This is a genomic window from Bradyrhizobium sp. 61 (assembly GCF_023073075.1).
GTDB lineage: Bacteria > Pseudomonadota > Alphaproteobacteria > Rhizobiales > Xanthobacteraceae > Bradyrhizobium > Bradyrhizobium barranii.
This window is the reverse complement of sequence record NZ_JADPIU010000084.1, coordinates 144,102-167,277: the sequence shown is the minus strand read 5'-3', so window position 1 is coordinate 167,277 and position 23,176 is coordinate 144,102. Positions and strand designations below refer to the sequence as shown.

The following is a 23,176-nucleotide window of genomic DNA, read 5'->3' as shown; positions in this document are numbered from 1 at the left end:
TCGTCAGTCCAGTGCACCCTGTGAGAAGAAATGCTTGCGGATGCGTTGCACGAGCTCGGTGAAGACAGGATCGGCCATCACATCGAGCGACCGCGGGCGCGGCAGCGGCACGTCGTAGATCGCAGCGATCGCGCCGGGCCGCTCGGTCATGACCAGCACGCGGTCGGCGAGGAACACGGCCTCGGGAATCGAATGCGTGATCAGGAGCACCGTCTTCCTGGTCTCGCGCTGGATCCGCATCAACTCGACATTCATGCGCTCGCGCGTCAACGCGTCGAGCGCGCCGAACGGCTCGTCCATCAGCATGATCTTGGGATCGTGCACCAGCGCACGGCAGATCGAGGCGCGCTGCTGCATGCCGCCGGAGAGCTGCCAGGGCAGCTTCTTCTCGAAACCTTCGAGGCCGACCAACCTCAAGAGCGCCTTGGCGCGATCGAGATAGTGTTGTCGCGGCAGCCGCTTCATGTCGATCGGCAGCATCACGTTCGCGAGGATGTTGCGCCAGGGCAGCAGCAGCGCGTTCTGGAAGACGATGCCGACATTGCCGTGCGGCTTCGTGACCTTCTCACCCTCGACCAGAACCTCGCCTGATGTCGGCGGCAGCAACCCCGAGATCAGCTTGAGCAGCGTGGACTTGCCGCAGCCGCTTGGGCCGACCACGACGAAGAATTCGCCGTCGTTGATGTGGAAATCGAGCGGACGCAGCGACGGCACGTCGCCGTCGCGCGTCCGGTAGGTCTTCGACACGCCGGACAGTTTGATGCCCGACGCATCGCCGGCAGCCCGGTCGCTCACCAGTCTCAGATGCGCGGCCTGCTGCACGGTTTCACTCGCTACTGCGGCTTGCTTCACGATCCGCTCTTCGGCAGATAATCGTTGGTGTAGAAGGCCTTCGGGTTCTCCTTGGCCTTGGCATCCAGTCCGCCATATTCGACCATCAGATTGACGGAGTCCGTCATGTTCTGGTCGGTGACCTGGAACGGCCGCTTGCTCTTGGTCTCAGCGGTCCGGTAGAGCGGAATGGTCAGCTCAAATCCCTGCGTCAGCGTGTCGATCTTGCCGCCCTTGGGGTTGGCATCGAGGATCGCTTGCGCAGCCGCCTTCGGCTCCTTCTCGGCGGCTTCGACCGCCTTGGTCGTCGCCGACATGAAGCGGCGGACGAGGTCGGCATTGGCCTTCACATAGTCCGAGTTGGCGATGATGCCGGAGGAGACCATGTTGATGCCGTAGTCGGCGAACTTGATCGGGAATACGTCCTTGCCGGTGGCGTCCTTGATCTTCATCGACTGGTCCATGACGTAGCCGAGCAGCAGATCGGCCTGGCCGTTGATGACGGCGTTGAGCTTGGTCTGGCCGTCGCCGGCGACCGTCTGGAAATCGCTCTCCTTGAGGCCGGTCTTCTTCAGGAACAGCGGCCAGATCTGGGTCATGGAGTCGGCCGGCGTGATCGCCACCGTCTTGCCCTTGATGTCCTCCGGTTTCTTGATGTTCTTGTCGGCAAAACCCATGGCGGACATCGGGCTGGTCTGGAGCAGCACACCGGTCGCGACGACAGGCGCGCCCTTGATCGCGGCGCGCATCATAGTGGGGACGTCGACATAGCCGAAATCGGCGGTCTTGGCGGCGACGGCCTGCGTGGTCGCAGCCGATCCGCGGCCTTCCTGGATTTCGAGATCGATGCCTTCGGCGGCATAGATGCCCTTGGCCTTGCCGTAATAGAACGGCGCGTGCTCGCCATAGACGTACCAGTTCAGCATCAGAACGACCTTGTCGGCTGCCTGTGCCGGCATCGCCGCGAACACCATCAGCGCCGCCGAGACAGCTCCTATCCACCGCTTCATCGTTTCTCTCCCTTGCCCTTGTTGCGTTGGCCGTTCGTTGCTTGAGTTAAGAGGCGAAAATCACGTCCTCACGCTGGCTGACATGCCAGGGAATGACCAGCTTCTCGATCCGGTCCACGATCCAGAACAGGATCACCCCGAGCAGCGCTAGGATCACCAGCGCCGCGAACATCGTCGGCAGATCGAACGTGCCGATCGAGCGCTGCATCACGTAGCCGATGCCGGAATTGGAGCCGACGAACTCGCCGACGACGGCGCCGACCACGGCCAGCGTCACCGACACTTTGAGGCCTGAGAAGATCGCCGGCAGCGCATGCGGCAAATTCACCGCGAGGAAAACCCGGAACCGGCTGCCCTGCATGGCGCGCGCGAGATCGACCATGTCGGGATCGACCGATTTGAAGCCCTGAACGGCGGAGACCACCACCGGGAAGAAGCCGAGCAGGAAGGCGGAAATCACTTTGGGAATAATGCCGAAGCCAAACCAGACCACGAACAGCGGCGCGATCGCGATCTTCGGCACGGATTGCGAGAACACCAGCAGCGGATAGACATAGCTCTCCACCGTCTTCGAGCCCGCGATCAGCATGGCGACGGGAATGCCGAACAGCGCCGACAGCAGGAAGCCGCAGACGGTCGCATAGGTGGTCGGCCAGGACTGGCGCAGCAGTTCCGGCCATTCGGTGCGCAGCACAGCGAGAACATCGCCCGGCGCCGGGATCTGATAGGCGGGGATCTTGAACAGGCGGATCGCAAGATCCCAGGCGACGACGATGAAGACCAGGAACAGGAACGGCCGGACCCAGGCCGCATTCAGCATCTTGGATACCGCACCTTGCGGCTTCAACTCAGCCACGTCTCACTCCCGGCATTCTTCTTCGTTCGGGGGAGAAATTAACTCGTTGGATAAATACTGTCCAGAGCTTTCCCTGTGACGTTTTGTGCCGGTTCCTGGCCTCCTCTCGTGTCCCGGACGCGCTGCTGCGCTACGTCCGGGGCACGAGACCGCCTCACCCTCGGTGTCATTCCCCGCGAAGGCGGGGAATCCAGTACGCCGCGGCTTCTCGGTTCAATCTCAACCGTCTCTGGAATACTGGATCGCCCGCCTTCGCGGGCAATGACGGCGGGGATTGAGGAAACGACGGACGATTAGTCCACCAACGCGCGGACTAGGCCGCTAAACCGTCTGCGCCACGGCGCTGCGCGACTTCGGCGCCTTGGCGATCTCGAACAGCGCGGTCGATCGGCCCGTCAGCGCGGCCAGCACGAGGCTGACCATGTGCGAAAGCCTCTCGTCCTTGGCGTCCTTGGCCAGCAGATCGCGGCCGAAGATCACGCTCAACGTGGCCGAATTGGAGAGATAGAAGAAGCAGAGCCCCGCGATCGAGATGTAGAGCTGCACCGGATCGACCGCGACCTGGAAATCGCCGCTGTCGACGCCGCGCAGCACCACGGTGCGGATCATCTCGACGAAGGGCGAGTGCATCGACTTGACCTTGGTCGAGCGCTTGAGGTGCTTTGCGCGCGCGAGGTTCTCGGTCTGGAGCAGCGACAGGAATTCCGGGTTGCGCAGGAAGTAGTTCCAGGTGAACTCGATCAGCCGCCGTATCGCTTCGGGCGGATCGAGATGCTCGAGATCCAGCCCCCGCTCCTCGCTACGGATCTTGTCATAGGCGCCTTCGAGCACCGCGAGATAGAGCTCGTCCTTGTTGCCGACGTGATAGTAGAGCATGCGCTTGTTGGCGCCGGCCTTCGCCGCGATGCGGTCGACACGCGCGCCCGCGAGCCCGTGCGCCGAAAACTCCTGCTTGGCGGCTTCGAGAATGCGCAGCCGCATCCCCTCGGGGTCGCGCTGCCATTTCAGAGTTCGCTTTGCCGTTGCTTTCGCCAAACCGGGTGCCCGCTGGGTGATCGTCCAGATCGCATTTATCATGCGCGAGGCCCGCCGCATAGTTTCGTCATTGCGAGCGCAGCGAAGCAATCCAGACTGCCACCGCGGAGACAGCCTGGATTGCTTCGTCGCAAGAGCTCCTCGCAATGACGAACGGGAGGCCGCCCCTTCACTCCACCGGCTTCGGCGAGCGCTCCAGCAGCACCGTCTGGATCCCGCAGGTGCCGTTCCGCACCGTCATGATCCGCGTGCCCGGCTTGCGGCCGTTGCGCACCTCGGTGACGTCGAGGCCGGCGGCGAGCAGGCGGGCGCGCGTGGTGTCGATGTCGGCGACCCGCCAGCTCAGGCCCCAGAGACGGTCATGCAGGGAATCCCCGCCCGCCACGGGACGGCGCACCACTTCGACGATGAGATCGCCGCAGCGGAAGAACATCAGCTGGCCCCAATCCTGGTGCGAGCGGTCCAGTGCGAGATCAAGGCCGAGCCGCGCGCCATAGAGCGCGGCGGCGCGGTCGGAATCCTCGGTGGTAACCACGACGTGGTCGAGCCCATCGATCGGCGCGATGTCGGTCGCAGCCGACAGCGGCCGCTCCTCGGCGAGTTCGAGGAAAAACATGCGCACGCCGCGCGTCAATTCGGTTGCGGCACGCGTGCGTTTCCAGTGCAGGACCGCACCGCTCTCGACGTCGTTGCTTTCGACCTCGGCGACCGGATCCGGCCTCAAGGCCACCCGTTCCAGCCGCCGGTGCATCTTGCCCATGTCTGCGACACGAAAGCACAGGCTGGCGAGCACGCCCTCGCGGTCGTCGAGCAGCGCGCGGATCCGGTCCGCCGCAACGTTAAAGCCGCTCGGCGCCATCAGCTCGATCGTCATGTTCGCAAGCGTGAACAGCACGCGGTCGGCGCCCTCGCCGGAATTCTGCCAGGCCGGCGCGCGCCCGAGCAGCGTCTGATACGCCGCCTTGGCCGCACCGATATCCCTCACCAGGGCGACGACGTGATCGAGGCCGGTGATCATCATTCCCCCCTTGATCGACCTGGAACCATTCCGAAGGACGGCGTTTGTCCGGGCTTGGCATGGACCGGTGATGGTCGTATTCCGGCCCCATGCCGACCTCAAGCGCTCGGGCGGCAGATTTGCGAATAATTTCAGCGTCCCTAGAGCGGAACCGGTGTTAGAGTAAGCTCGCCGGCCGGGACCACCCAGCGCATCACGGACAACCAATGCAGGCTCTCTTTATCGGTCAGACCTATATCGACGTCGTCTTCATCACCGACCACATGCCGACCGGCGACGAAAAGCACGTGGCAACGGACTACGCGGTCTCCTTCGGCGGCAACGCGGTCACGGCGGCGTTCTGCTGCGCCAAGCTCGGCATCGTGCCCGACCTCATCGCCACGGCGGCCAATGACTGGCTGGGGCGGATGTTCCAGGACATGTGCGCGAAATACGCGATCTCGCTGCACGGGCGGAAGGTGAACCAGTCCTCGCTGTCCTTCATCATGCCCAAGGACGGCAAGCGCGCCATTGTCCGCTGCCGCGACGACGAGCACATCCATCCGTTCCCGATGCTCAATCTCGGTGGCTGCCGCGCCCTGCACATCGACGGCCATCAGCCCGATGCCGCGATCCACTATGCAAAGGTCTGCCGCGAGGCCGGAATCCTGACCTCGCTCGACGGCGGCGGCCTGCGCACCAACACGCATGAGCTGCTCGCATTCATCGACGTCGCCATCGTCGCCGAACGCCTGTGTGAGCAGATGGACCTGACGCCCGAGAAGATGCTCGACTACCTCAAGAGCCGCGGCTGCAAGATCGGCGGCGTCACCATGGGTGAGAAGGGCCTGCTCTGGTACAATGAGACGGGTGCGGTCGAGGTCATGCCGGCGATGCCGATCCCGCGCGAGCGCGTGATCGACACCAATGGCGCCGGCGACGTCTTCCACGGCGCCTATGTCTATTCCTACCTCGCCCACCCCGGCAAAAGCTGGCGCGAGCATTTTGATTTTGCCCGCGCCGCCTCGACATTCAAGATCCAGCGCCTCGGCAACGAGGCCGGGCTGCCGACCCTTGTGGACATCGCCAAAGTCAGGCACGAGTTCGAAGTCAGGGTCTAGGGTTTTGTAAGGGCATATCATGGGGCGCGTCTTTATCGCCGGCAGCATCAACATGGATGTCGTGGCGACCGCCGATCGCCATCCCAAAGTCGGCGAGACCGTCGCCGGCCGGCAGGTGCTGTATTTTCCCGGCGGCAAGGGCGCGAACCAGGCCGTCGCGGCGTCACGGCTCGGTACAAAGACCACGCTGATCGGCCGGCTTGGCAAGGATTCCTTTGGCGCTGAGTTGCGGACGTTCCTCGGTGCGCAGGGCATCGATCTCGGCCCTGTTCGGGACGCCGACACGCATAGCGGCACCGCGATCATCACGGTGGCAGCCTCCGACAACACCATCGTCGTCATCCCCGGCAGCAATGCGCTGGTCAGCACCGACGATGTCGCGGACGTTCCGCTGGCGAAGGGCGATGTGGCCGTCAGCCAGTTCGAGATTACGCTGCCGACGATTGCCGCCTTCTTCCAGCGCGCCCGTAGCGCCGGCGCCACGACGCTGCTTAACCCGGCACCGGCGCAAAAGATGTCCGCCGAGCTGCTGGCGCTCGTCGACATCCTCGTGCTGAACGAGACCGAGCTCGGCTTCCTCGCGGGCGTGGAGCTCTCCGACGGCGACGAGGCCGCAACAATCATCGACGTCGCGCGGCAACTTCAGGCACGCGAGGACCAGACCATCTGCGTCACGCTCGGCAAGCGGGGCGTGCTCGCGCTCGCCGGCCGCGAGGAATTCGCGGTGCCCGGCCGCGCGGTGAAGGCGGTCGACACCACCGGCGCCGGCGATTGCTTCGTCGGCGCACTTGCGGCGCAGCTGGCGGAGGGCGTGCCCCTGCGTACCGCGCTCGCTTTCGCCAACGCGGCCGCCTCGATCAGCGTGCAGCGGATGGGCGCCGGGCCGTCGATGCCGACGGCCGCGGAAGTCGCCGCCGTCATCAAGGCCGGATGATCAGGCCAGCGCACTCTTCAGGTCGAAGCCTTCGTCCGCGGCCTGCTCTGGCGTGATCGAGCGCTCCAGTCCGAACAGGCGGCGACCGAACATGTGGTCGCCGGCACGGTTGACCGACTCGATGCCGAGCAGTCTGTCGCCCTTGTAGCAGAACGCCGAGAACGCTTTCTTCGCGGGATCGCCGCGCAGCACGACGCGGTCGTAGCCGGTGGTCAGCCCCGCCATCTGGAGCTTGTCGTCGCCCTGGTCGCTCCAGAACCAGGGGTGACTGTCGTAGGCCTTGCGGTCGCCGGTCAGCCGCGCCGCGAGGCAGCGGGCGTGATCGGTGGCGTTCTGCACCGACTCCAGCCGCTGCGATCCGCCGAAGCGCGGACTGGCGAACAGCGCGCAGTCGCCGATCGCGGAGATGTCAGGATCGGACGTCGAGAGATATTCGTCGACGATGATGCCGGCGGCGACGGCAAGCCCCGCCTCCGCCGCAAGCTCGATGTTCGGCAGCACGCCGACACCGACCACGACGAGGTCGGCCGGCAGATGCCTTCCGTCGCTCAAGGAAACGCCGGTGACCTTGCCGCCCTCAGCCTCGATCGAGGTTGCCTGCACACCGAGATGAATGCGGATGCCGGCCTCGCGATGCCGCGCCTGAAAATACTCCGAGACCTCCGCCGTCACCGCGCGCGCCATCACGCGCGGGGCGAGTTCGAGCACGTCCACCTCGAGGCCCTTGATCCGCGCGGTGGCCGCGAATTCGAGGCCGATGAAGCCGGCGCCGATCACCACGAGACGCGACTTCGACGGCATGATCTGTCGCAGCGCCTCGCTGTCGTCGAGGATGCGCAGATATTTCACGTCGGGCAAATTCGCATTCGGCAAATCAAGCAGCCGGTTGCGCGCGCCCGTGGCCAGCACCAGGTGGCCGTAAGGCAGCGTCTCGCCGGATGCGAGATGCACCTTGTGGCCGGCGCGATCGATCGACACCGCGCGGCCCGCGATCAGCTCGATCTTCTGATCCTGGTAGAATTTCTCCGGCCGGAACATCAGGCTCTCCGGCCCGGCCGAGCCCTTGATATAGGCCTTGGACAGCGGCGGCCGCTGATAGGGCAGATGCGCCTCGTCGTTGATCAGGCAGACGCGATCGGAAAAGCCCGCCTGACGCAGGGATGCCGCGACCTGATAGCCGCCATGGCCGGCACCGACAATGATCACCGGACCACCCGTCATTGGAACAGCCCATTTCCGGAGACACGAGCGTCACCCATGTCGTCTCCTCTCTCGCTGATATTGGCTTGGCTTGCCCAGGAGGAGCCGGCGCTCGTGTCCGTTCCTAAACGAAGGCGGCCCATTTGAGCCCATCATTCCGTCCTGCGCAAGAGCGGCATGCGGGGATTGTCACCCCCGACCTTCTGCGATTTAGTTGCAGCAACGACCTCATGCCGGGGATATTCCAGATGCCAGCTCCCGTCTCAAAACCCGAAGATCCCGCCCTGCTGCGGATCGACGGCCCGATCGCAACCATCACGCTCAACCGCCCCGCCGCGTTCAACTCGGTCAACCTTGCAATCGCGCAGAAGCTCGAACAGCTCGCGGCCTATCTCGAAGGCGCCGACGACATCAGGGTCATCGTGCTCGAAGGAGAAGGCCGCGCCTTCTCAGCCGGCGGCGATCTGCAGACGATCGGCGCTGCGGCCGAAACCGGCACGGTCACGCCGGTCGTCGGCGAGCTGCTGAAGCATTATCATGCCTTCATCGAGATCATCCGGCGCATGCCGAAGATTTCGCTGTCCAGCGTGCACGGCTCGGCGGCCGGCGCCGGCATGGGCCTCGCCTTCGTCACCGATCTCTGCATCGCCGCGGAGGATGCCAAGTTCACGCCGGCCTATGCCAAGATCGGGGTGTCGCCGGACGGCGGCTCGACGGTCGGGATCGTCGGTACGGTCGGATCGCGACGTGCGCTCCAGATCTTCCTGTCGGAGGACAATTTTACCGCGCAGCAGGCCCATGAATGGGGCCTGGTTGCGAAGGTCGTCCCCGCCGCGGAGTTGAAGGCGGCCACGCGAAAACTCGCCGAGCGCCTGGCGCAGAATCCGCCGGGGGCGATCGCCGGCACCAAGTCGCTGGTCTACCAGGCCGCGACCACGCCGGTGAAGCAGCAGCTCGATGCCGAGGAGCACAAGATCATCATGGCGATGAACACGGAGGATTTCCGCGTCGCCGTTAAAAAATTCACGAGCAAAGGCAAGTGAGCGCGCCGGCACCGGCGCGCTCGTTCTGCGGCTTGCGCCACGGCGCGACCGACTGGAACAGGCAGGGGCTGTTTCAGGGACGAACCGACAACCCGCTGAACGCGGACGGCCTCGCGCAGGCGCACGAGGCCGCGGACATGTTGCGCGGGACCGGCATCAGCCGCATCGTCGCGAGCCCGCTGGTGCGCGCGGCGCAAACGGCCAAGATCATCGCGGACGCCATCTCAGTGCCGCTCTCGATCGACGACGGCATCATCGAGTTCGATTTCGGAAGCTTTGAGGGCCTGCCTGTCCGCGACCTCATGATCAAGCACGGCATCAACTCAGCGACGGGCCTCGTCTCGATCCTGCCCGCCGACGGCGAAAACTGGGACGCCATGACCGATCGGTCGCTGGCTTGCGTCTCCGCATGGCTCGACCGTCATCCTGACGACGACTTCCTGTTCGTCTGCCACGACGCGGTGATGCAGGGAATGGCGAAATCGCTCGCCGGCAGCTATTTCAAGAACAGCCACGGCACGCCGTTTCGCTACGTGCGCGAAGGCGAGCAATGGCGCGTCGAGCAGCTCGTCACTTAGGACAGATGTAGCCCGTCCCTGCCGGCGACTTGAAGCAGCCGACCGATTCCGGCAGCACGTGCTGCGGCAGCCACAGCACCACGCTCGGGAAGTAGATCGCGAACGCGATCGTGGCCAGGAATACCACATAGATCGGCAAGGCGGCGCGTAAGGCCTTCGCAAAACTGATGCCGACGAATTTCGAGGCCATCAGCAGCACCAGGCCGTATGGCGGCGTGATCAGGCCAAAGGCGAGCGTGGCGATCAGCACCACGCCCATATGCACGGCGTTGATGTCGCCGGCCTCGGTCAGCGCGTTGACCAGCGGCATGAAGATGATGATGGTCGGCACTGGCTCGATGAAGTCACCGACCACAGTGAAGAGCAGCACCATCAGCAGCATGATCAGATGCGGATCGTTGCCGGCAATCGAGGTGATCATGTCGGCGATGTAACTCGCACCGCGTAAGTAAGCGAGCATCCAGCCGAAGGCATTGGCAGCGCCGATCGTGATCAGCGGCAGCGAGAAGATCAGGCCTGCAAGGCAGAAATCATATGGGATCTTTTTGATATGCCCGCGGTTCAGCGCGGGGATCACGACGACGACAATCCAGACCACCGCAACGACGCCGGCTTCCGTCGGCGTGAACCAGCCGGTGAGGATGCCGCCGAGCAAAATGACAGGGATCATCAGCGGCAGGGCGGCGTCACCCGCGGCGAACACCACCTGCCGCAGCGGCGCGCGCGGCTTGCGCAGGCCGGAAGGGCCGAAGAAGTAACAATAGATCATCAACCCGAAGCCGATCATCAGCCCAGGCACCACGCCCGCCATGAACAGGCCGGCGATCGAGACGTTGCCGACGGCGCCATAGACCACCGCCGTGATGCTCGGCGGCACCAGCGCCGCAATCGTCGAGGCGGAGGCGATGATCGCCGCGATGAAGGCGGGCTCATAGCCCTCCCGCTTCATCGGGCCGCCCAGCGCGCGGCTCATCACGGCGACGTCGGCAGTGGTCGAGCCCGACATTTCCGAGAAGAACATGCTGAAGACAACGACGACCTGCGACAGCCCGCCCCTGATGTGTCCGACCAGCGATACTGACAGGTTGGCTATTCGTACCACCACGTTGGCCGAGCTCATGAGCTCGCCGACCAGCAGGAAGAACGGGATTGCCAACAACGCCTCGGAGTCCACGCCGTCAAATATCTTCTGGATGATCGCGGCCAGCGAGACATCGGAGAGGAGCGCACCAATGAACACGCCGGCCATCAGCGAGAACGGCACGGGCACGCCGAGATAGCCGAACGACAGGAAGCAGATCGACATCAACGCCAGGACAACGGGTGCGCTCACGGCTGCGCCCTCATCTGCACGTCCGTGATGACGGGCGCTCCGTCCTCTTCGGGCGGCTCGTGATGGTCAAAGCCGTTGCGCAAGCCGTTGACGAGCTGCTCGATGGTGAACAGGCCGATCAGCACGCCGGACAGCGGGATGATCGCATAGAGCGAGGCGATCGGGGTGCCCGACGGCAGGCGAAAACTGCCGAAGCCGCGGAGATAGTTCTGATAGCCGTACCAGATCAGGCAGAAGGCGACGCCGAGCACGACGAGACGAATGATCACTTCGACGATCAGCCGCGCCGTGCCGTGCATCGCTTCGGAGATCGCCGTGAGATAGAGGTGATCGTTGCGCCGGGTCGCGACCGCGGTCCCGACGAAGATCGCATAGATGAACAGCGTCGAGGTGACTTCCTGAAGCCACAGCCAGGGGTGGCCGATGGTGCGCGTGACGATGTCGGCGGTGACCGAGAGCGAGAAGCCGAAGCAGAGCACGCCGCAGAGGATCATCAGCGCAAGCTCGAGCCAGTCGAGCCAGCGCCACTTGAGGTGACGCTGGCGTTGAACGAGCAGTTTGTCGGCGATGGGCATTGTTGCTCCCGGCTGCAGCTTTCCGTCGTGGCCGGGCTTGTCCCGGCCATCCACGCACTTGGTGCGGGCTCGAGGGAAGAACGTGGATGCCCGGGACATCTGGCGCGAAGGCGCGCTTCGCGCTTCTGCCCGGGCATGACGACTTTGCTGGAACTAGTTCACCGACCGGATCAAATTCTTGATCTTCTCGGCATGCGGGCCGAGCTCCTTGGCGAGCTTGTCGAGATAGGGATCGGCGATCACCGTGAAGCTCTTCTTGTCGACGTTGTCGACGATCTTCACGCCCATCTTCTTCAGCTTGTCGGCCGCGGTGCGCTCGAGGTCGAACGCCTTCTGCGGCTCTTTCGTGCTGACCTCGTTGGCCGCCGCCTGCACCCACCCCTTCTGCTGCGCCGACAGGCTCTGCCAGAGCTTGTCGGAGACGAACACCAGCGCGTTGTTGGCCTCGTGCTCGGTGATGTTGAGGACCGGGGCGACTTCGTAGTGCTTGTTGACGAGGTAGACGTTGATGCTGTTCTCGGCGACGTCGACGACGCCGGTTTGCAAGCTGGTGTAGACGCTGCCGAATGGCATGTGCACAGTCTGGGCACCGTAGGCCGGGAACATCATGTCCTCGGTCGCGGTCGCCTGGACGCGGATCTTCAGCCCCTTGATGTCGCCGACATTGTGGATCTCCTTCTTGGAGTACATGTGGCGCACACCCTGCGAACCGGTCGCAATCACGTGCAGGCCCTGCGTGGTCTCGTCGATCATGGTCTTGAGCGCTTCGAACACGCGGGGATCGGCCAGCCCCTTGACCACGTGGTTCTCGTCGCGGAACAGGAAGTGCAGCGACATCACGCCGGCCTGCGGGGAGATCGTCGCGGTGTTGGCCGAGGAGATGATGGCGAATTCGATGTCGCCGGCCTTCACGAGCTGGAGCACCTGCGGCTCCTGCCCGAGTTGCGCGCCCGGATACTGGTCGATGATCATGGTGCCCTTGCTCAATTCCTTGAGCTTATCGGCAAAGAGGTCGCCCGCGATGGAATAGCCGGTGTTGCGCGGCTGATCGTAGGCAAAGCGATAATGCTTCACCTCCTGTGCCCCGGCCCCGGTGACGAAAAGTACGGCGGCCATGGCCACCAACCCACGCATGGATCGTGCAATCATCGTTTCCCCCTGTTTTATCGCCCGCCGCTTGTGCGGTCTGAGCGCTCGTTCGGGTGGTTCGTCACCCCTTCTCAGTCTGCTTCCCAGTCCTCTGCATGAAATCGAAGTCGCAGCCCTCGTCGGCCTGCATGATGGTCTCGTTGAACAGCCAGGCGTAGCCGCGCCGCGCCTCATCGGGTGCTGCGGCCGGCTTCAATGCGGCGCGCCGACGCTCCAGCTCGGCGGCATCGACCAGCAGCTCGATGCTGCGCTTGGCAACATCCAGCCGGATCATGTCGCCGTTCTTTACCAGCGCGAGCGGTCCGCCGACAGCGGATTCCGGCGTGATGTGAAGCACGATGGTGCCGAACGCGGTGCCGCTCATGCGCGCATCCGAAATGCGCACCATATCCTTGGTGCCGCCGCGCGCGAGCTTCTTCGGGATCGGCAGATAACCCGCCTCGGGCATGCCGGGCGCGCCCTTAGGGCCGGCGTTGCGCAGCACCAGCACGTCGTCGGAGTTCACGTCGAGATCGGGATGGTCGACCCGCAAGGTCATGTCCTCGACGGATTCGAACACCACCGCACGCCCCGTGTGCTGCAACAGCTTGGGGCTCGCGGCCGACTGCTTGATGACGGCACCGCGCGGGGCGAGGTTGCCGTGCAGGACGGCAAGGCCGCCTTCCTTCTTGATCGGATTGTCGCGCGGACGGATCGCATCCTGGCCCGGCACGTCCTCCGCATTCGCGACGACATCGCGCAGCGTCTGGCCGCTGATGGTCTTCGCGTCGAGATCGACGAGATCGCCGAGCTGCGCCAGCAATTTCGGCACGCCACCGGCGTGGTGGAAATGCTCCATGTAGTGTTCGCCCGACGGCTTGAGGTCGACCAGCACCGGCACTTCGCGGCCAATCCGGTCGAACACCTCGAGATCGAGGCGGTGGGGCGAGCGGTGCGCCATTGCCGTCAAATGGATCAGGCCGTTGGTCGAGCCGCCGATCGCCTGGAGCACGACCTGCGCATTCTTGAAAGACGCCGGCGTCAGCAATTCGCTCGGCTTCGGCCCCTTGGTCTTGGCCATCTCGGCGGCAACCCTGCCGCTCGCTTCGGCAAGGCGAAAGCGTTCGGCATGCGGCGCGGGAATCGTCGCGCTCATCGGCAGCGACAGACCCATGGCTTCGATCATGCAGGCCATGGTCGAGGCCGTGCCCATCACCATGCAGGTGCCGACCGACGGCGCGAGGCGGCCATTGACCGCCTCGATCTCGGCATCATCCATTTCGCCGGCGCGATACTTGCCCCAGAGACGGCGGCAATCGGTGCAGGCACCGAGCACCTCGCCCTTGTGATGGCCGACCACCATGGGACCGACGGGAATGACGACGGTCGGCAAATCAGCACTGATCGCGGCCATGACCTGCGCAGGAAGGGTCTTGTCGCAGCCGCCGATCACGATCACCGAATCCATCGGCTGGGCCCGGATCATCTCCTCGGTGTCCATCGCCATCAGGTTGCGCAGATACATCGAAGTCGGATGCGCAAAGCTCTCGGCGATCGAAATGGTCGGAAACACGAACGGCATCGCGCCCGACAGCATCACGCCGCGCTTGGCGGCCTCGATGATCTGCGGGACGTTGCCGTGGCAGGGATTGTAGTCGCTATAGGTGTTGGTGATGCCGACGATCGGGCGCTCCAGCGCGTCGTCGGAATAGCCCATGGCCTTGATGAACGCCTTGCGCAGGAACAGCGAGAAGCCGGCATCGCCATAGCTCGTCAGACCCTTGCGCAAACCACTCGTCATCATGCCGCTCCTTCTCGCTTGCCATTGTGCTACAGCCTGCCCCCTGATTGTCAATAAGATTGGGCCGGATCGCCGCGCTTTCTGGCTCCAGACACTGCCTGCGGACACAAATTATTGACAATCGGACCTCGCCCTGCTCCACAAGACGAACCGGCAGATGCCGGAGGCTGAGGGCATGTCCGACATTCGCACCGCAGACGCCATGCCGGTCCGGCGCGACGATCCGGACGACGTCGTCGCGCGGCTGGAAGAGGACATCATCTTCGGCCGCCTGCCGCCGGGCGCGCGCCTCACCGAAGACGCGCTGATGTCGCGCTACGGCACCTCCAGACACTTCGTGCGGCAGGCCTTGGTGGATGCCGAGCGCCGCGGCATCGTCCGCCGCGAGAAGAACGTTGGCGCCACCGTGCGGTTCTACTCGGCCGAGGAAGTCCGGCAGATCTACGAGGTGCGCGAGATGCTGACGCGGCAGGCCGCGCTGATGATTCCCCTGCCCGCGCCGCAAGGCCTGATCGACGAGCTGACCGCACTGCAGCGGCAATATTGCGCGAAGGCCGATGTGCGGGATCTGCGCGGCATCCACGAGGCCAACGACGCCTTCCACCTCGCGCTGTTCTCGGCCTGCGGCAATCCGTATCTCGTCGGATCGCTCCAGGACTACATGAACCTGACGCTGCCGATGCGCGCCAAGAACCTCGCCGACCGCGAGGGACTGGCGCAATCGCGGCGCCAGCACGAGCTGATGATCGAGCTGTTGAAGGGCCGCGACAGCTGGGCGCTGGCGCAGCTGTGTGTGGATCACATGCAGTTCAGCAAGTCGGATTATCTGGCAAGGATTGCGGGTGAGGAGAGCTGACGCTAGACCAAGGCAACGCTACAGGTCTTACAATGCCGCATGATGTGAGCACGCCACCCCTGCTTGTTGACGTCGCCATCGAAGCGAAGTCCAGGGCCGATCATGAGAAGCTCGTTGCTGCGCTCTTGAAGCTCACCGCCAAGGACGGAGCGCTCGCCGTGTCGGTCGATCAAGACTCTGCTCAGATCATCCTGAAGGGAACGAGCGAAACCCACATCGAGAGCGCGATCGACGCCCTCAACCGGACCTCTGGAATAGCCGTCAATATTGGTGCCCTGCAGGTGGCATTTCTTGAGCATCCGACCAAACGTGCGGAGGCGGAATACACTCACAAAAAGATCTACGGGCCCAAGGGGGAGTTTGCCGCCGTCAAGCTTGCCATCGAGCCGAATGAGCCTGGCACGGGATACCAGCTTGAACGCAAGACTGGTGTGGATGCGCTACCGAACAAATATATGCCCGGGATCGAGAAAGGGCTCGAAAGCGTACTGGCCTGCGGCGTGATTGCGGGCTTTCCGGTGGCCGGCGTCAGGGTCCAGCTGATCGACGGCAAGTATCACGACGTCGATTCTTCACCGCTCGCCTTCGAGATCGCGGCCAATGCCGCCTTCCGCAAGGCCCTGCAAACGGCGGAATCGGTCTTGCTTGAACCGATCATGAAGGTCGAAGTGGTGACACCGACGCCGTTCGCACAATCGATCGTTGACGACCTGACATCACGGCGTGGGACCGCCCACTCCAGGGTCGTCGACGATGACACGGTCGCGATCGATGCGACGGTACCGCTCATAGCGATGTTCGGCTATGCGAACAGCCTGCGCGTGTTGAGCCAGGGGCTCGCCCGCCACACAATGCGCTTCGACCGCTATGCCGCCGCACCGCAGCCCTGGGACGGCCCGCCATTTCGTCCGGCGATCGGGATGCGTGCCTGACACTCATCGCGATAGAAGAGGCCGCCAACGCAGGCGGCCTCCCAAAATTCTGAACTGACCCGCGCTCTTATTTGAGGTCGAGAGCCCGGCAGTAGTAGCCGCTCTCAACGCCCGTCCAGCCTCGCTCCATGCGGTTACTACGGCACTCGTAGTAGGACTTGAAGTTGAGGACGTTCTTGCAATTCGCAACCGCGCCGCCGGAGAGCGAGCATCCCGGACGTTGGTTTGGGTTCAGGTGAGCCGCGGGACCGATCGGTGCGGCGCTCACCGGCGCGATCGACAAGGTAGCAAGGATTAACGCTGACATCGCTAACGTCTTCATAGCCATCCTCCCTGTTCTTGTTGCCTGGGACGGCAATGCACGTCCCGGAACAGACGATAGCATGACGCGAGTGACAGGTCCTTCTCAATCAGAGCTTGTTCGCGTTCAGTACCGCCTCAGCAAACCGCGGTCCACGCTGGCATCGCCGTAGTCAGCGCAGCCCCTTGTCGGGTTCTTGATCAAGTCCGTCCGGACGCGCCTGAACGTCTTGCCCGCCGCGTCGGACACCTCGGGGCGGAACTTGCCGGGATCGTAGGTCTCGCCGTCGCGGGCCTTGATGGCGGCAGCATAGGTGTCGATCATGGCCATCGCCGCCTCAGGGCTACCGAGAAGCCGGGCGCCGAGCTGAACGCCGCCGGCGCCGTCGACCTCGTAACCGTCGCATCGCTGCTCCAGCACCACGGATGCGGTGACGAGCTGGTCGAGAAACGTCGCCTCGGCGTCGCTGAGCGTTGCGGCTTGCAATGGTCCTGTCACGATCATCGCGAGCATCGCGACGGCTGATAGCGTGATTTTCAAGCGCGCCCCTGACGACCCATGACAAGGCCGTACAGGAAGAGGAGGATGATGGCTCCGACCACGCTGCCGATGAAGCCGGCGGCCTCTCCGAAATGATACCAGCCCACGGCTTGACCGAGCCAGGTCGCGACGAACGCGCCGACGATTCCCAAGACCGTCGTCAGGATGAACCCCGTGGGCTCGGACTTGTCGCCGGGCATGATGAATTTCGCGACCACGCCGACGATAAATCCAATGATGATCGTCCAAAGGATACCCATGTCCATCGCTCCATTCGGTCGGTTTGCACATCAACGTCTGAAGGAATGCGTGATCGCTTGATGGGCCAGACGATCCCGGGAACGACGTTGATCTAGATCAATGGGTGGAAGCGGCCGGGCCGAAAGCTGGCGCCTGCTCTCTCTTGCGCGGGAAGGCGCTCAATGCGCTCCGCAACGCGAAGCGGATCAATGCATGGCGATCATTGGCGAGATCACGCACACCACGACCTACCGCTATGCAAAGCCGGTGACGTTCGGCACGCACCGGGCGATGTTCCTGCCGCGGCGCGGCGCCGCGACCCGGCTGCTTCGCTGGTCCGCTGCTACCAGCCTGCCGTCAAAGGTGCATTGGGTCACCGACTCCCGCTCCAATGCCGTCACCGTGATGGACTTCAGCGAACCCGGCAGCGAGCTGACATTCACGTTTAGGGTTCGTGGCGTCTATTTCGGCATCAAGGGTCTGGAGACATTTCCGCTGGAGCCCCGGGCCGAGGAGGTCCCCGTGCAGTACACCCCGGACGAATGGACCGACCTTGCCGGTTACCTGCGCCCGCATGCCGACGATGCAGACGGCAGTCATGCGGCGTGGACCAAGAGCTTCGTTGCCGGCGATCAGGATCAGACCGCCGACGTGCTGCGCCGAATGCTCGGCAAGTTTCGGAGCGACTTCAGCTATCACGGCAGAGATGCCGAAGGCACACAGTCACCCGGCGAAACGCTGCGCACGAAATCGGGCACCTGCCGGGACTTCGCCTGGCTGATGATCGAGACGTTGCGCCGGCTCGGCTTTGCCGCACGCTTCGTCAGCGGTTATCTCTATGATGCGGCGCTCGATGGCGGCGCCGTGGGCATGACCGGCTCCGGCGCGACCCACGCATGGGTGCAGGTATTCCTGCCCGGCGCCGGCTGGCTGGATTACGATCCAACCAACAGTTTGAGCGCCGGCTTCGACCTCATTCCGGTGGCCATTGCGCGGCATCCGGGCCAGGCCGTGCCGCTGACTGGCTCGTGGTTCGGCGATCCCGGCGACTACTTGGGCATGTCGATCAATGTCGCCGTCAACAAGATCGGCGAAATGCTCGATCCTTCGGAAGCGTAGGCTACCGAGATAGGCGCGGCGGTCGCTGACCATGGCATTTTATCGCAACAGTACGAAGGGACATGGGCCGCTCGACGCCGTCGCCGTCCCATTTGAGGCCCTGAAGGGCAGGATCCGGCAACTTTACGAAGGCGACACGTTCGGCTGCATAAAATTCCGATACGCCCTGCTCGCGCTGGACATCGTCACGGTTCTGTTCATCATCGCGACCTCGTTCCTGCCTCGCAACAGGGCCGTCGAGTCGCTCGATGTCGTGTTCGGCGTCCTGATCCTTGCGGACTTCGCCGCACGGATGATCATCAGCCGCCGGCCGCTGCACGACCTGGCGCGGCTTTCGACCTGGACCGACATCGTCGTCATCATCTCGTTCCTTGCGCCGCTCGCCGGAGAGGCCGGCGGCTTCTTGCGCGCATTTCGAACATTGCGGCTGCTGCGCGACTACCAGATGGTGGCGCGCCTCCGGGTCGACAGCCCCTTCTTCCGCCGAAACGAGGAAGTCGTTTTTGCCGTCGTGAACCTCGGCGTGTTCATTTTCGTGATGACCGGGATCGTCTACGAGACGCAGAAGTCTCACAATCACCAGATCGCCAACTATGCCGACGCGCTCTACTTCACGGTCACCGCACTGACCACGACCGGCTTCGGCGACATCACCTTGCCCGGGACCGTCGGCCGCCTGATCACCGTCGTCATCATGATCTTTGGCGTGACCCTTTTCCTGAATCTCGCCAAGGCGCTGCTCGCGCCCTCCAAGGTACGCTTCCCCTGTCCGGTTTGCGCCCTGCAGCGCCACGATGTCGACGCGGTGCATTGCAAAGCGTGTGGCACCGTCTTGAACATTCCCGATGAAGGCATGGACTAGGCTGCATGCCGGCACGAGTGCCGCGGAGAGGCCCCCTCACCTCATAACTGGGGAGAGGGGGCATGGCATTTCAGCGCTTATTCCAATCAATGATCCGGCTCGCATCGCCGTCGAACTCGTTGCTGCAGAACGCGCCGCCCTGGTAGTGGTCGCCGACCGGATCCGGCTTCAGCTTGGCCTGCTCGGCCATCGCGTGCTCGCGGAAATCCTCGGCGCGCCCCGTCGGGCGATAGCCGAATTCGTAGGCGCGGTGGTTGTCCCACCAGGCGCGCTCGTTGAGGGAGGCGCCGTAGAAGACCTCGAAATGGATGTCGGGATGTTCGAGCCCGATGCGGCAGAGCTGCACGAGGTCGTCGGGCTTCAGCCAGATCGAGAGCCGGCGCTGGTCGAGCGGCATGTCGCCGAAATTACCGATGCGCAGGCAGGTCACCCTCAGGCCATGCTTGTCGGCGTAGAGCGCGCCGACGGCCTCGCCGAACACCTTGCTGACGCCATAACGACCGTCGGGGCGCGGGGTGACGTCGGTCCCGATCTTGTGGTGGCGGGGATAGAAGCCGACGGCGTGGTTGGACGAGGCGAACACCACGCGCTTGACGCCCTTGCGGTAGGCGGCCTCGAACAAATTGTAGCCGCCGATGATGTTGGCCTGGAGGATTTGGTCCCAGGTGCCTTCGACCGAATAGCCGCCGAAATGGATGATGCCGTCGACGCCCTCGCAGATCGCCTCGCACTGCGCGAGATCGGCGAGATCCGCCGCCTTGAATTGTTCGTTCGCGCCGAGATCGGCGGGCGGCTTGATGTCGGAGAGCAGGAGATCCGGATAGATCGGCGGCAGCAGTTTTCGCAGGCTCGTGCCGATTCCGCCCGAAGCTCCCGTCATCAAAATACGCGGCATGTCTTCCCTCGCCTGTGGTGACCGATTTGCGGCCGTAGATAACTGATGCTAGCAGACTTGGACAGAGGGAACGCAACAAAGAGACCTGCACATGAACGATGCATCGTCCCACACTCAAGGCTGGCGGCCGGCGACCTACTACCCCGATCCGGCGATAAAAGCACTGGACCCCCGCTTCGAAAAATACTGGCTAAAGCTGTCGGCAGTGGAGCGGCTGGCGACCGGCCTGCGCTGGGCCGAGGGTCCGGTGTGGTTCGGCGACGGCCGCTATCTCCTGTGCAGCGACATCCCGAACCAGCGCATCATCAAGTGGGAGGAGGAGACTGGAACCGTCTCGGTTTTCCGAAAGCCCTCGAATTTCGCCAACGGCAACACCAGGGATCGTCAGGGCCGGCTCGTCACCTGCGAGCATGGCGGCCGCCGCGTGGTGCGCACCGAATATGACGGCAGCATCACCGTGCTGATGGACTCGTTCGGCGGCAAGCGGCTGAACTCGCCGAACGACGTGGTGGTGAAGTCCGACGGCTCGATCTGGTTCACCGATCCGACCTTCGGCCTGCTTGGCAATTACGAGGGCTACAAGGCGGAGCCCGAGATCGAGCCGAACGTCTATCGGCTCGATCCCGCGACCGGCAAGGCGACCATTGTTGCCGAGGGCGTACTCGGTCCCAACGGGCTGTGCTTCTCGCCCGACGAGAAGATTCTGTATGTCGTGGAATCGCGCGGCGTGCCGAACCGAAAGATCCTCGCCTATGACGTCTCGCCCGACGGCACCACGATTTCCAACAAGCGCGTCCACATCGATGCCGGCCCGGGCACTCCGGACGGCATGCGCTGCGACATCGACGGCAATCTCTGGTGCGGCTGGGGCATGGGCGATCCCGAGCTGGACGGCGTCGTGGTGTTCGCGCCCGACGGCGTCATGATCGGCCGCATCGCGCTGCCCGAGCGCTGCGCCAATCTCTGCTTCGGCGGCGTCAAGCGCAACCGCCTGTTCATGGCGGCAAGCCAGTCGATCTACGCGCTGTATGTGAACACGCAAGGCGCGGTCGGGGGATAGGCGTTCCGCAGAGACGGTCTCGTAGGGTGGACAAAGCGAAAGCGTGCCCACCGCTTCTTGTTCGTCGCGGAATGGTGGGCACGTCGCTTGGCTCCTTTGCCCACCCTACGAGGTCCCTCCTCCGTCATTGCGAGCGAAGCGAAGCAATCCAGACTGTTTTCGCGGAGACAGCCTGGATTGCTTCGTCGCTGCGCTCCTCGCAATGACAACGGAGCAAAACGAAAACGCCGGAGCGGTCTCCCGCTCCGGCGCTTTGTTCGTTCAGGCGAAAAAACTTACGCCGCGTTGAAGCCGGCGACGGCCTTCACTTCGAGGAAGTCCTCGAGACCGTACTTGCCCCACTCGCGGCCGTTGCCCGACTGCTTGTAGCCGCCGAACGGCGCGGAGCGGTCGTTGGGCACGCCCTGGAGGTTGACGTTGCCGGCGCGGATCTGCCGGCCGACGCGCTTGGCGTCCTCCACCGAGGCGCCCGAGACGTAGCCGGCAAGGCCATACGGCGTGTCGTTGGCGATGTGCACGGCCTCAGACTCGTCCTTGGCGCCGATGATGGTCAGCACCGGTCCGAAGATCTCTTCACGGGCGATCGTCATGTCGGGAGTGACGTCGGCGAAGATGGTCGGACGGACGTAGAAGCCCTTGTTGACGCCCTCAGGCAGGCCCGGGCCGCCGGCGACGAGCGTCGCGCCCTCGTCGATGCCCTTCTTGATGAGGCCCTGGATCTTGTCCCACTGGCCGCGGTTGACGACCGGACCAATGGTAGTGCCTTCAGCGCGGGGATCACCGGCCTTGGTCTTGTCGGCGACAGCCTTCGCGATCGCAGCGACTTCCTTCATCTTCGACAGCGGCACGATCATGCGCGAGGGTGCGTTGCAGGACTGGCCGGAGTTGTTGAACATGTGCATCACGCCGCCGGTCACCGCCTTGGTCAGGTCGGCACCTTCGAGGATGACGTTCGGCGACTTGCCGCCGAGCTCCTGGCTGACGCGCTTCACGGTCGGCGCGGCGCGCTTGGCCACGTCGATGCCGGCGCGGGTCGAGCCGGTGAACGAGATCATGTCGATATCAGGATGCTCGCTCATGGCGGCGCCGACCTCGGGGCCGAGGCCGTTGACGAGGTTGAACACGCCCTTCGGCACACCCGCTTCGTGGAGGATTTCCGCGAAGATCAAAGCCGAGGTCGGGGTGAACTCCGACGGCTTCAGGATCATGGTGCAGCCGGCGGCGAGCGCAGGCGCGACCTTGCAGGCGATCTGGTTGAGCGGCCAGTTCCAGGGCGTGATCATGCCGACCACGCCGACCGGCTCGCGCAGCACCATGGCGGTGCCGACCGGTTCCTCGAAATGATAGTTCTTGAGCACGTCGAGCGTGGTCATGAGGTGGCCGAGGCCGGCGCCGGCCTGGAGCTTCTCCGCCATCGGCAGCGGCGCGCCCATCTCGTCGGAGACGGCGGCGCCGATCTCCTTGAGCCGACCCTTGTAGACCTCGATGACTTTCGTGAGCAGCGCGACGCGCTCCTCGCGGCTGGTCTGGGAGAAAGTTGCAAAGGCGCGCTTGGCAGCAGTGACGGCCTTGTCAACGTCAGCCTTGGAGCCCAGCGCAACCTCGTACATCGCCTCTTCCGTCGCGGGATTGACCACGGCGGTGGACTTCTTGACGGCGGGATCGACCCAGGCGCCGTCGATGTAGAATTGCATGCGATTGACCATCGTTAACCTCTTCTTGGGGGCTTGGAGGGGGCGTTTCGGCAGGCATCCTTGCACGAAAGCGCCGGCAATTGAACCCGCCATATGCGGGGCCAGCGTTGCGGCGGACGGAGGATATATGAGCCGATGGCGGGAACGAGGCAAGGCTCCCTCAGGTGTCATTCCGGGACGCGCCACCTGGCGCGGGCCCGGAATCCATAACCACGATCGGGAGTATGGATTCCGG

At 64.0% G+C, this 23,176-nt stretch carries 24 protein-coding genes; 9 read left to right on the top strand and 15 right to left on the bottom strand.

All coding sequences use genetic code 11. The features are described 5' to 3' along the window. Window positions 1–3: 3 nt before the first annotated feature. The 5 genes from IVB46_RS34290 to IVB46_RS34270 all read right to left on the bottom strand — a co-directional run bounded on the left by IVB46_RS34290 (window position 4) and on the right by IVB46_RS34270 (window position 4,750). Window positions 4–852 carry an ABC transporter ATP-binding protein gene (locus tag IVB46_RS34290; protein WP_247307968.1) on the bottom strand — a complete coding sequence of 283 codons (849 nt, stop codon included), beginning with the start codon at window positions 850–852 and terminating at the stop codon, window positions 4–6. After that, window positions 849–1,841, bottom strand: a complete 993-nt coding sequence (locus IVB46_RS34285) for an ABC transporter substrate-binding protein (RefSeq protein WP_247307963.1) — start codon at window positions 1,839–1,841, stop codon at window positions 849–851. The genes IVB46_RS34290 and IVB46_RS34285 overlap by 4 nt, the downstream gene beginning before the upstream one ends. A 46-nt stretch (window positions 1,842–1,887) precedes the next feature. Further along, window positions 1,888–2,697, bottom strand: coding sequence for an ABC transporter permease (locus IVB46_RS34280; protein ID WP_166099348.1), 810 nt, complete (start codon window positions 2,695–2,697; stop codon window positions 1,888–1,890). 321 nt (window positions 2,698–3,018) lie between these two features. Further along, complete coding sequence (locus IVB46_RS34275) at window positions 3,019–3,774, bottom strand: TetR/AcrR family transcriptional regulator (protein ID WP_247307960.1); 756 nt, start codon at window positions 3,772–3,774, stop codon at window positions 3,019–3,021. A 127-nt stretch (window positions 3,775–3,901) separates the two neighbouring features. Further along, on the bottom strand, window positions 3,902–4,750 hold the full coding sequence (locus tag IVB46_RS34270) for a VOC family protein (protein ID WP_247309091.1): 849 nt from the start codon (window positions 4,748–4,750) through the stop codon (window positions 3,902–3,904). Between the two features lie 206 nt (window positions 4,751–4,956). Between IVB46_RS34270 and IVB46_RS34265 the strand changes: the two genes are divergently transcribed. Together IVB46_RS34265 and IVB46_RS34260 are read left to right on the top strand one after the other, a co-directional pair. Next, window positions 4,957–5,850: a sugar kinase gene (locus tag IVB46_RS34265; RefSeq protein ID WP_014496984.1), complete on the top strand. Its 894-nt coding sequence runs from the start codon at window positions 4,957–4,959 to the stop codon at window positions 5,848–5,850. Window positions 5,851–5,869: 19 nt separating this feature from the next. Continuing rightward, window positions 5,870–6,784: a ribokinase gene (locus tag IVB46_RS34260; RefSeq protein ID WP_247344538.1), complete on the top strand. Its 915-nt coding sequence runs from the start codon at window positions 5,870–5,872 to the stop codon at window positions 6,782–6,784. Here IVB46_RS34260 and IVB46_RS34255 read toward each other — a convergent pair whose 3' ends face one another. Next, window positions 6,785–8,005 carry an FAD-dependent oxidoreductase gene (locus tag IVB46_RS34255; protein ID WP_247307954.1) on the bottom strand — a complete coding sequence of 407 codons (1,221 nt, stop codon included), beginning with the start codon at window positions 8,003–8,005 and terminating at the stop codon, window positions 6,785–6,787. 227 nt (window positions 8,006–8,232) lie between these two features. On the opposite strand from IVB46_RS34255, the gene IVB46_RS34250 reads away from it, so the two are divergent. After that, entirely contained in the window at window positions 8,233–9,027 is a 795-nt protein-coding gene (locus tag IVB46_RS34250; RefSeq protein WP_247307952.1) for an enoyl-CoA hydratase-related protein, read from the top strand. Further along, on the top strand, window positions 9,024–9,605 hold the full coding sequence (locus IVB46_RS34245) for a histidine phosphatase family protein (RefSeq protein ID WP_247307949.1): 582 nt from the start codon (window positions 9,024–9,026) through the stop codon (window positions 9,603–9,605). The genes IVB46_RS34250 and IVB46_RS34245 overlap by 4 nt, the downstream gene beginning before the upstream one ends. Here IVB46_RS34245 and IVB46_RS34240 read toward each other — a convergent pair. From IVB46_RS34240 to IVB46_RS34225, 4 genes are all read right to left on the bottom strand, one after another. Then, window positions 9,598–10,938: a TRAP transporter large permease gene (locus IVB46_RS34240; protein WP_247307946.1), complete on the bottom strand. Its 1,341-nt coding sequence runs from the start codon at window positions 10,936–10,938 to the stop codon at window positions 9,598–9,600. The two genes, IVB46_RS34245 and IVB46_RS34240, sit on opposite strands and share 8 nt — an antisense overlap. Then, window positions 10,935–11,513: a TRAP transporter small permease gene (locus IVB46_RS34235; RefSeq protein ID WP_208085568.1), complete on the bottom strand. Its 579-nt coding sequence runs from the start codon at window positions 11,511–11,513 to the stop codon at window positions 10,935–10,937. The genes IVB46_RS34240 and IVB46_RS34235 overlap by 4 nt, the downstream gene beginning before the upstream one ends. Window positions 11,514–11,666: 153 nt before the next feature. Next, entirely contained in the window at window positions 11,667–12,662 is a 996-nt protein-coding gene (locus IVB46_RS34230) for a TRAP transporter substrate-binding protein (protein ID WP_247344534.1), read from the bottom strand. Between the two features lie 61 nt (window positions 12,663–12,723). Next, window positions 12,724–14,442, bottom strand: a complete 1,719-nt coding sequence (locus tag IVB46_RS34225) for an IlvD/Edd family dehydratase (protein WP_247309089.1) — start codon at window positions 14,440–14,442, stop codon at window positions 12,724–12,726. Between the two features lie 175 nt (window positions 14,443–14,617). Here IVB46_RS34225 and IVB46_RS34220 point away from each other — a divergent pair, with 175 nt between their 5' ends. Together IVB46_RS34220 and IVB46_RS34215 are read left to right on the top strand one after the other, a co-directional pair. After that, window positions 14,618–15,298 (top strand): GntR family transcriptional regulator, encoded by a 681-nt coding sequence (locus IVB46_RS34220; RefSeq protein WP_247307940.1) that lies wholly within the window; start codon window positions 14,618–14,620, stop codon window positions 15,296–15,298. Window positions 15,299–15,330: 32 nt separating this feature from the next. Further along, window positions 15,331–16,230, top strand: a complete 900-nt coding sequence (locus IVB46_RS34215; RefSeq protein ID WP_247307939.1) for a hypothetical protein — start codon at window positions 15,331–15,333, stop codon at window positions 16,228–16,230. A gap of 67 nt (window positions 16,231–16,297) precedes the next feature. Here the strand turns inward: IVB46_RS34215 and IVB46_RS34210 are convergent, their stop codons facing one another. From IVB46_RS34210 to IVB46_RS34200, 3 genes are all read right to left on the bottom strand, one after another. Beyond that, window positions 16,298–16,552: a hypothetical protein gene (locus tag IVB46_RS34210; RefSeq protein WP_247307936.1), complete on the bottom strand. Its 255-nt coding sequence runs from the start codon at window positions 16,550–16,552 to the stop codon at window positions 16,298–16,300. Window positions 16,553–16,657: 105 nt separating this feature from the next. Further along, the gene (locus tag IVB46_RS34205) at window positions 16,658–17,071 is read right to left on the bottom strand and encodes a hypothetical protein (protein ID WP_247307934.1); all 414 of its coding nucleotides are present in this window, start codon (window positions 17,069–17,071) and stop codon (window positions 16,658–16,660) included. After that, window positions 17,068–17,331, bottom strand: a complete 264-nt coding sequence (locus tag IVB46_RS34200) for a GlsB/YeaQ/YmgE family stress response membrane protein (RefSeq protein WP_063986569.1) — start codon at window positions 17,329–17,331, stop codon at window positions 17,068–17,070. Before IVB46_RS34200 ends, IVB46_RS34205 begins: the two co-directional genes overlap by 4 nt. Before the next feature lie 193 nt (window positions 17,332–17,524). On the opposite strand from IVB46_RS34200, the gene IVB46_RS34195 reads away from it, so the two are divergent. After that, window positions 17,525–18,430 (top strand): transglutaminase family protein, encoded by a 906-nt coding sequence (locus IVB46_RS34195; RefSeq protein ID WP_247307932.1) that lies wholly within the window; start codon window positions 17,525–17,527, stop codon window positions 18,428–18,430. 31 nt (window positions 18,431–18,461) lie between these two features. Continuing rightward, window positions 18,462–19,292, top strand: a complete 831-nt coding sequence (locus IVB46_RS34190; protein WP_247307930.1) for a potassium channel family protein — start codon at window positions 18,462–18,464, stop codon at window positions 19,290–19,292. Between the two features lie 70 nt (window positions 19,293–19,362). On the opposite strand, the gene IVB46_RS34185 is transcribed toward IVB46_RS34190, so the two are convergent. After that, window positions 19,363–20,187 carry an NAD(P)-dependent oxidoreductase gene (locus IVB46_RS34185; RefSeq protein WP_247307928.1) on the bottom strand — a complete coding sequence of 275 codons (825 nt, stop codon included), beginning with the start codon at window positions 20,185–20,187 and terminating at the stop codon, window positions 19,363–19,365. Between the two features lie 91 nt (window positions 20,188–20,278). On the opposite strand from IVB46_RS34185, the gene IVB46_RS34180 reads away from it, so the two are divergent. Further along, window positions 20,279–21,247 carry an SMP-30/gluconolactonase/LRE family protein gene (locus IVB46_RS34180; RefSeq protein WP_247307926.1) on the top strand — a complete coding sequence of 323 codons (969 nt, stop codon included), beginning with the start codon at window positions 20,279–20,281 and terminating at the stop codon, window positions 21,245–21,247. 275 nt (window positions 21,248–21,522) lie between these two features. Here IVB46_RS34180 and IVB46_RS34175 read toward each other — a convergent pair whose 3' ends face one another. Further along, on the bottom strand, window positions 21,523–22,953 hold the full coding sequence (locus tag IVB46_RS34175) for an aldehyde dehydrogenase family protein (RefSeq protein WP_247307924.1): 1,431 nt from the start codon (window positions 22,951–22,953) through the stop codon (window positions 21,523–21,525). Window positions 22,954–23,176 lie beyond the last annotated feature (223 nt).

What these genes read in the sequence shown, in the direction of transcription:
- IVB46_RS34285 (WP_247307963.1), bottom strand. Translation starts at nt 1,841, where the DNA reads ATGAAGCGGTGGATAGGAGCTGTCTCGGCGGCGCTGATGGTGTTCGCG.
- IVB46_RS34275 (WP_247307960.1), bottom strand. Translation starts at nt 3,774, where the DNA reads ATGATAAATGCGATCTGGACGATCACCCAGCGGGCACCCGGTTTGGCG.
- IVB46_RS34270 (WP_247309091.1), bottom strand. Translation starts at nt 4,750, where the DNA reads ATGATCACCGGCCTCGATCACGTCGTCGCCCTGGTGAGGGATATCGGT.
- IVB46_RS34265 (WP_014496984.1), top strand. Translation starts at nt 4,957, where the DNA reads ATGCAGGCTCTCTTTATCGGTCAGACCTATATCGACGTCGTCTTCATC.
- IVB46_RS34260 (WP_247344538.1), top strand. Translation starts at nt 5,870, where the DNA reads ATGGGGCGCGTCTTTATCGCCGGCAGCATCAACATGGATGTCGTGGCG.
- IVB46_RS34255 (WP_247307954.1), bottom strand. Translation starts at nt 8,005, where the DNA reads ATGACGGGTGGTCCGGTGATCATTGTCGGTGCCGGCCATGGCGGCTAT.
- IVB46_RS34250 (WP_247307952.1), top strand. Translation starts at nt 8,233, where the DNA reads ATGCCAGCTCCCGTCTCAAAACCCGAAGATCCCGCCCTGCTGCGGATC.
- IVB46_RS34235 (WP_208085568.1), bottom strand. Translation starts at nt 11,513, where the DNA reads ATGCCCATCGCCGACAAACTGCTCGTTCAACGCCAGCGTCACCTCAAG.
- IVB46_RS34230 (WP_247344534.1), bottom strand. Translation starts at nt 12,662, where the DNA reads ATGATTGCACGATCCATGCGTGGGTTGGTGGCCATGGCCGCCGTACTT.
- IVB46_RS34225 (WP_247309089.1), bottom strand. Translation starts at nt 14,442, where the DNA reads ATGACGAGTGGTTTGCGCAAGGGTCTGACGAGCTATGGCGATGCCGGC.
- IVB46_RS34220 (WP_247307940.1), top strand. Translation starts at nt 14,618, where the DNA reads ATGTCCGACATTCGCACCGCAGACGCCATGCCGGTCCGGCGCGACGAT.
- IVB46_RS34215 (WP_247307939.1), top strand. Translation starts at nt 15,331, where the DNA reads ATGCCGCATGATGTGAGCACGCCACCCCTGCTTGTTGACGTCGCCATC.
- IVB46_RS34210 (WP_247307936.1), bottom strand. Translation starts at nt 16,552, where the DNA reads ATGAAGACGTTAGCGATGTCAGCGTTAATCCTTGCTACCTTGTCGATC.
- IVB46_RS34200 (WP_063986569.1), bottom strand. Translation starts at nt 17,331, where the DNA reads ATGGGTATCCTTTGGACGATCATCATTGGATTTATCGTCGGCGTGGTC.
- IVB46_RS34195 (WP_247307932.1), top strand. Translation starts at nt 17,525, where the DNA reads ATGGCGATCATTGGCGAGATCACGCACACCACGACCTACCGCTATGCA.
- IVB46_RS34190 (WP_247307930.1), top strand. Translation starts at nt 18,462, where the DNA reads ATGGCATTTTATCGCAACAGTACGAAGGGACATGGGCCGCTCGACGCC.
- IVB46_RS34185 (WP_247307928.1), bottom strand. Translation starts at nt 20,187, where the DNA reads ATGCCGCGTATTTTGATGACGGGAGCTTCGGGCGGAATCGGCACGAGC.
- IVB46_RS34180 (WP_247307926.1), top strand. Translation starts at nt 20,279, where the DNA reads ATGAACGATGCATCGTCCCACACTCAAGGCTGGCGGCCGGCGACCTAC.
- IVB46_RS34175 (WP_247307924.1), bottom strand. Translation starts at nt 22,953, where the DNA reads ATGGTCAATCGCATGCAATTCTACATCGACGGCGCCTGGGTCGATCCC.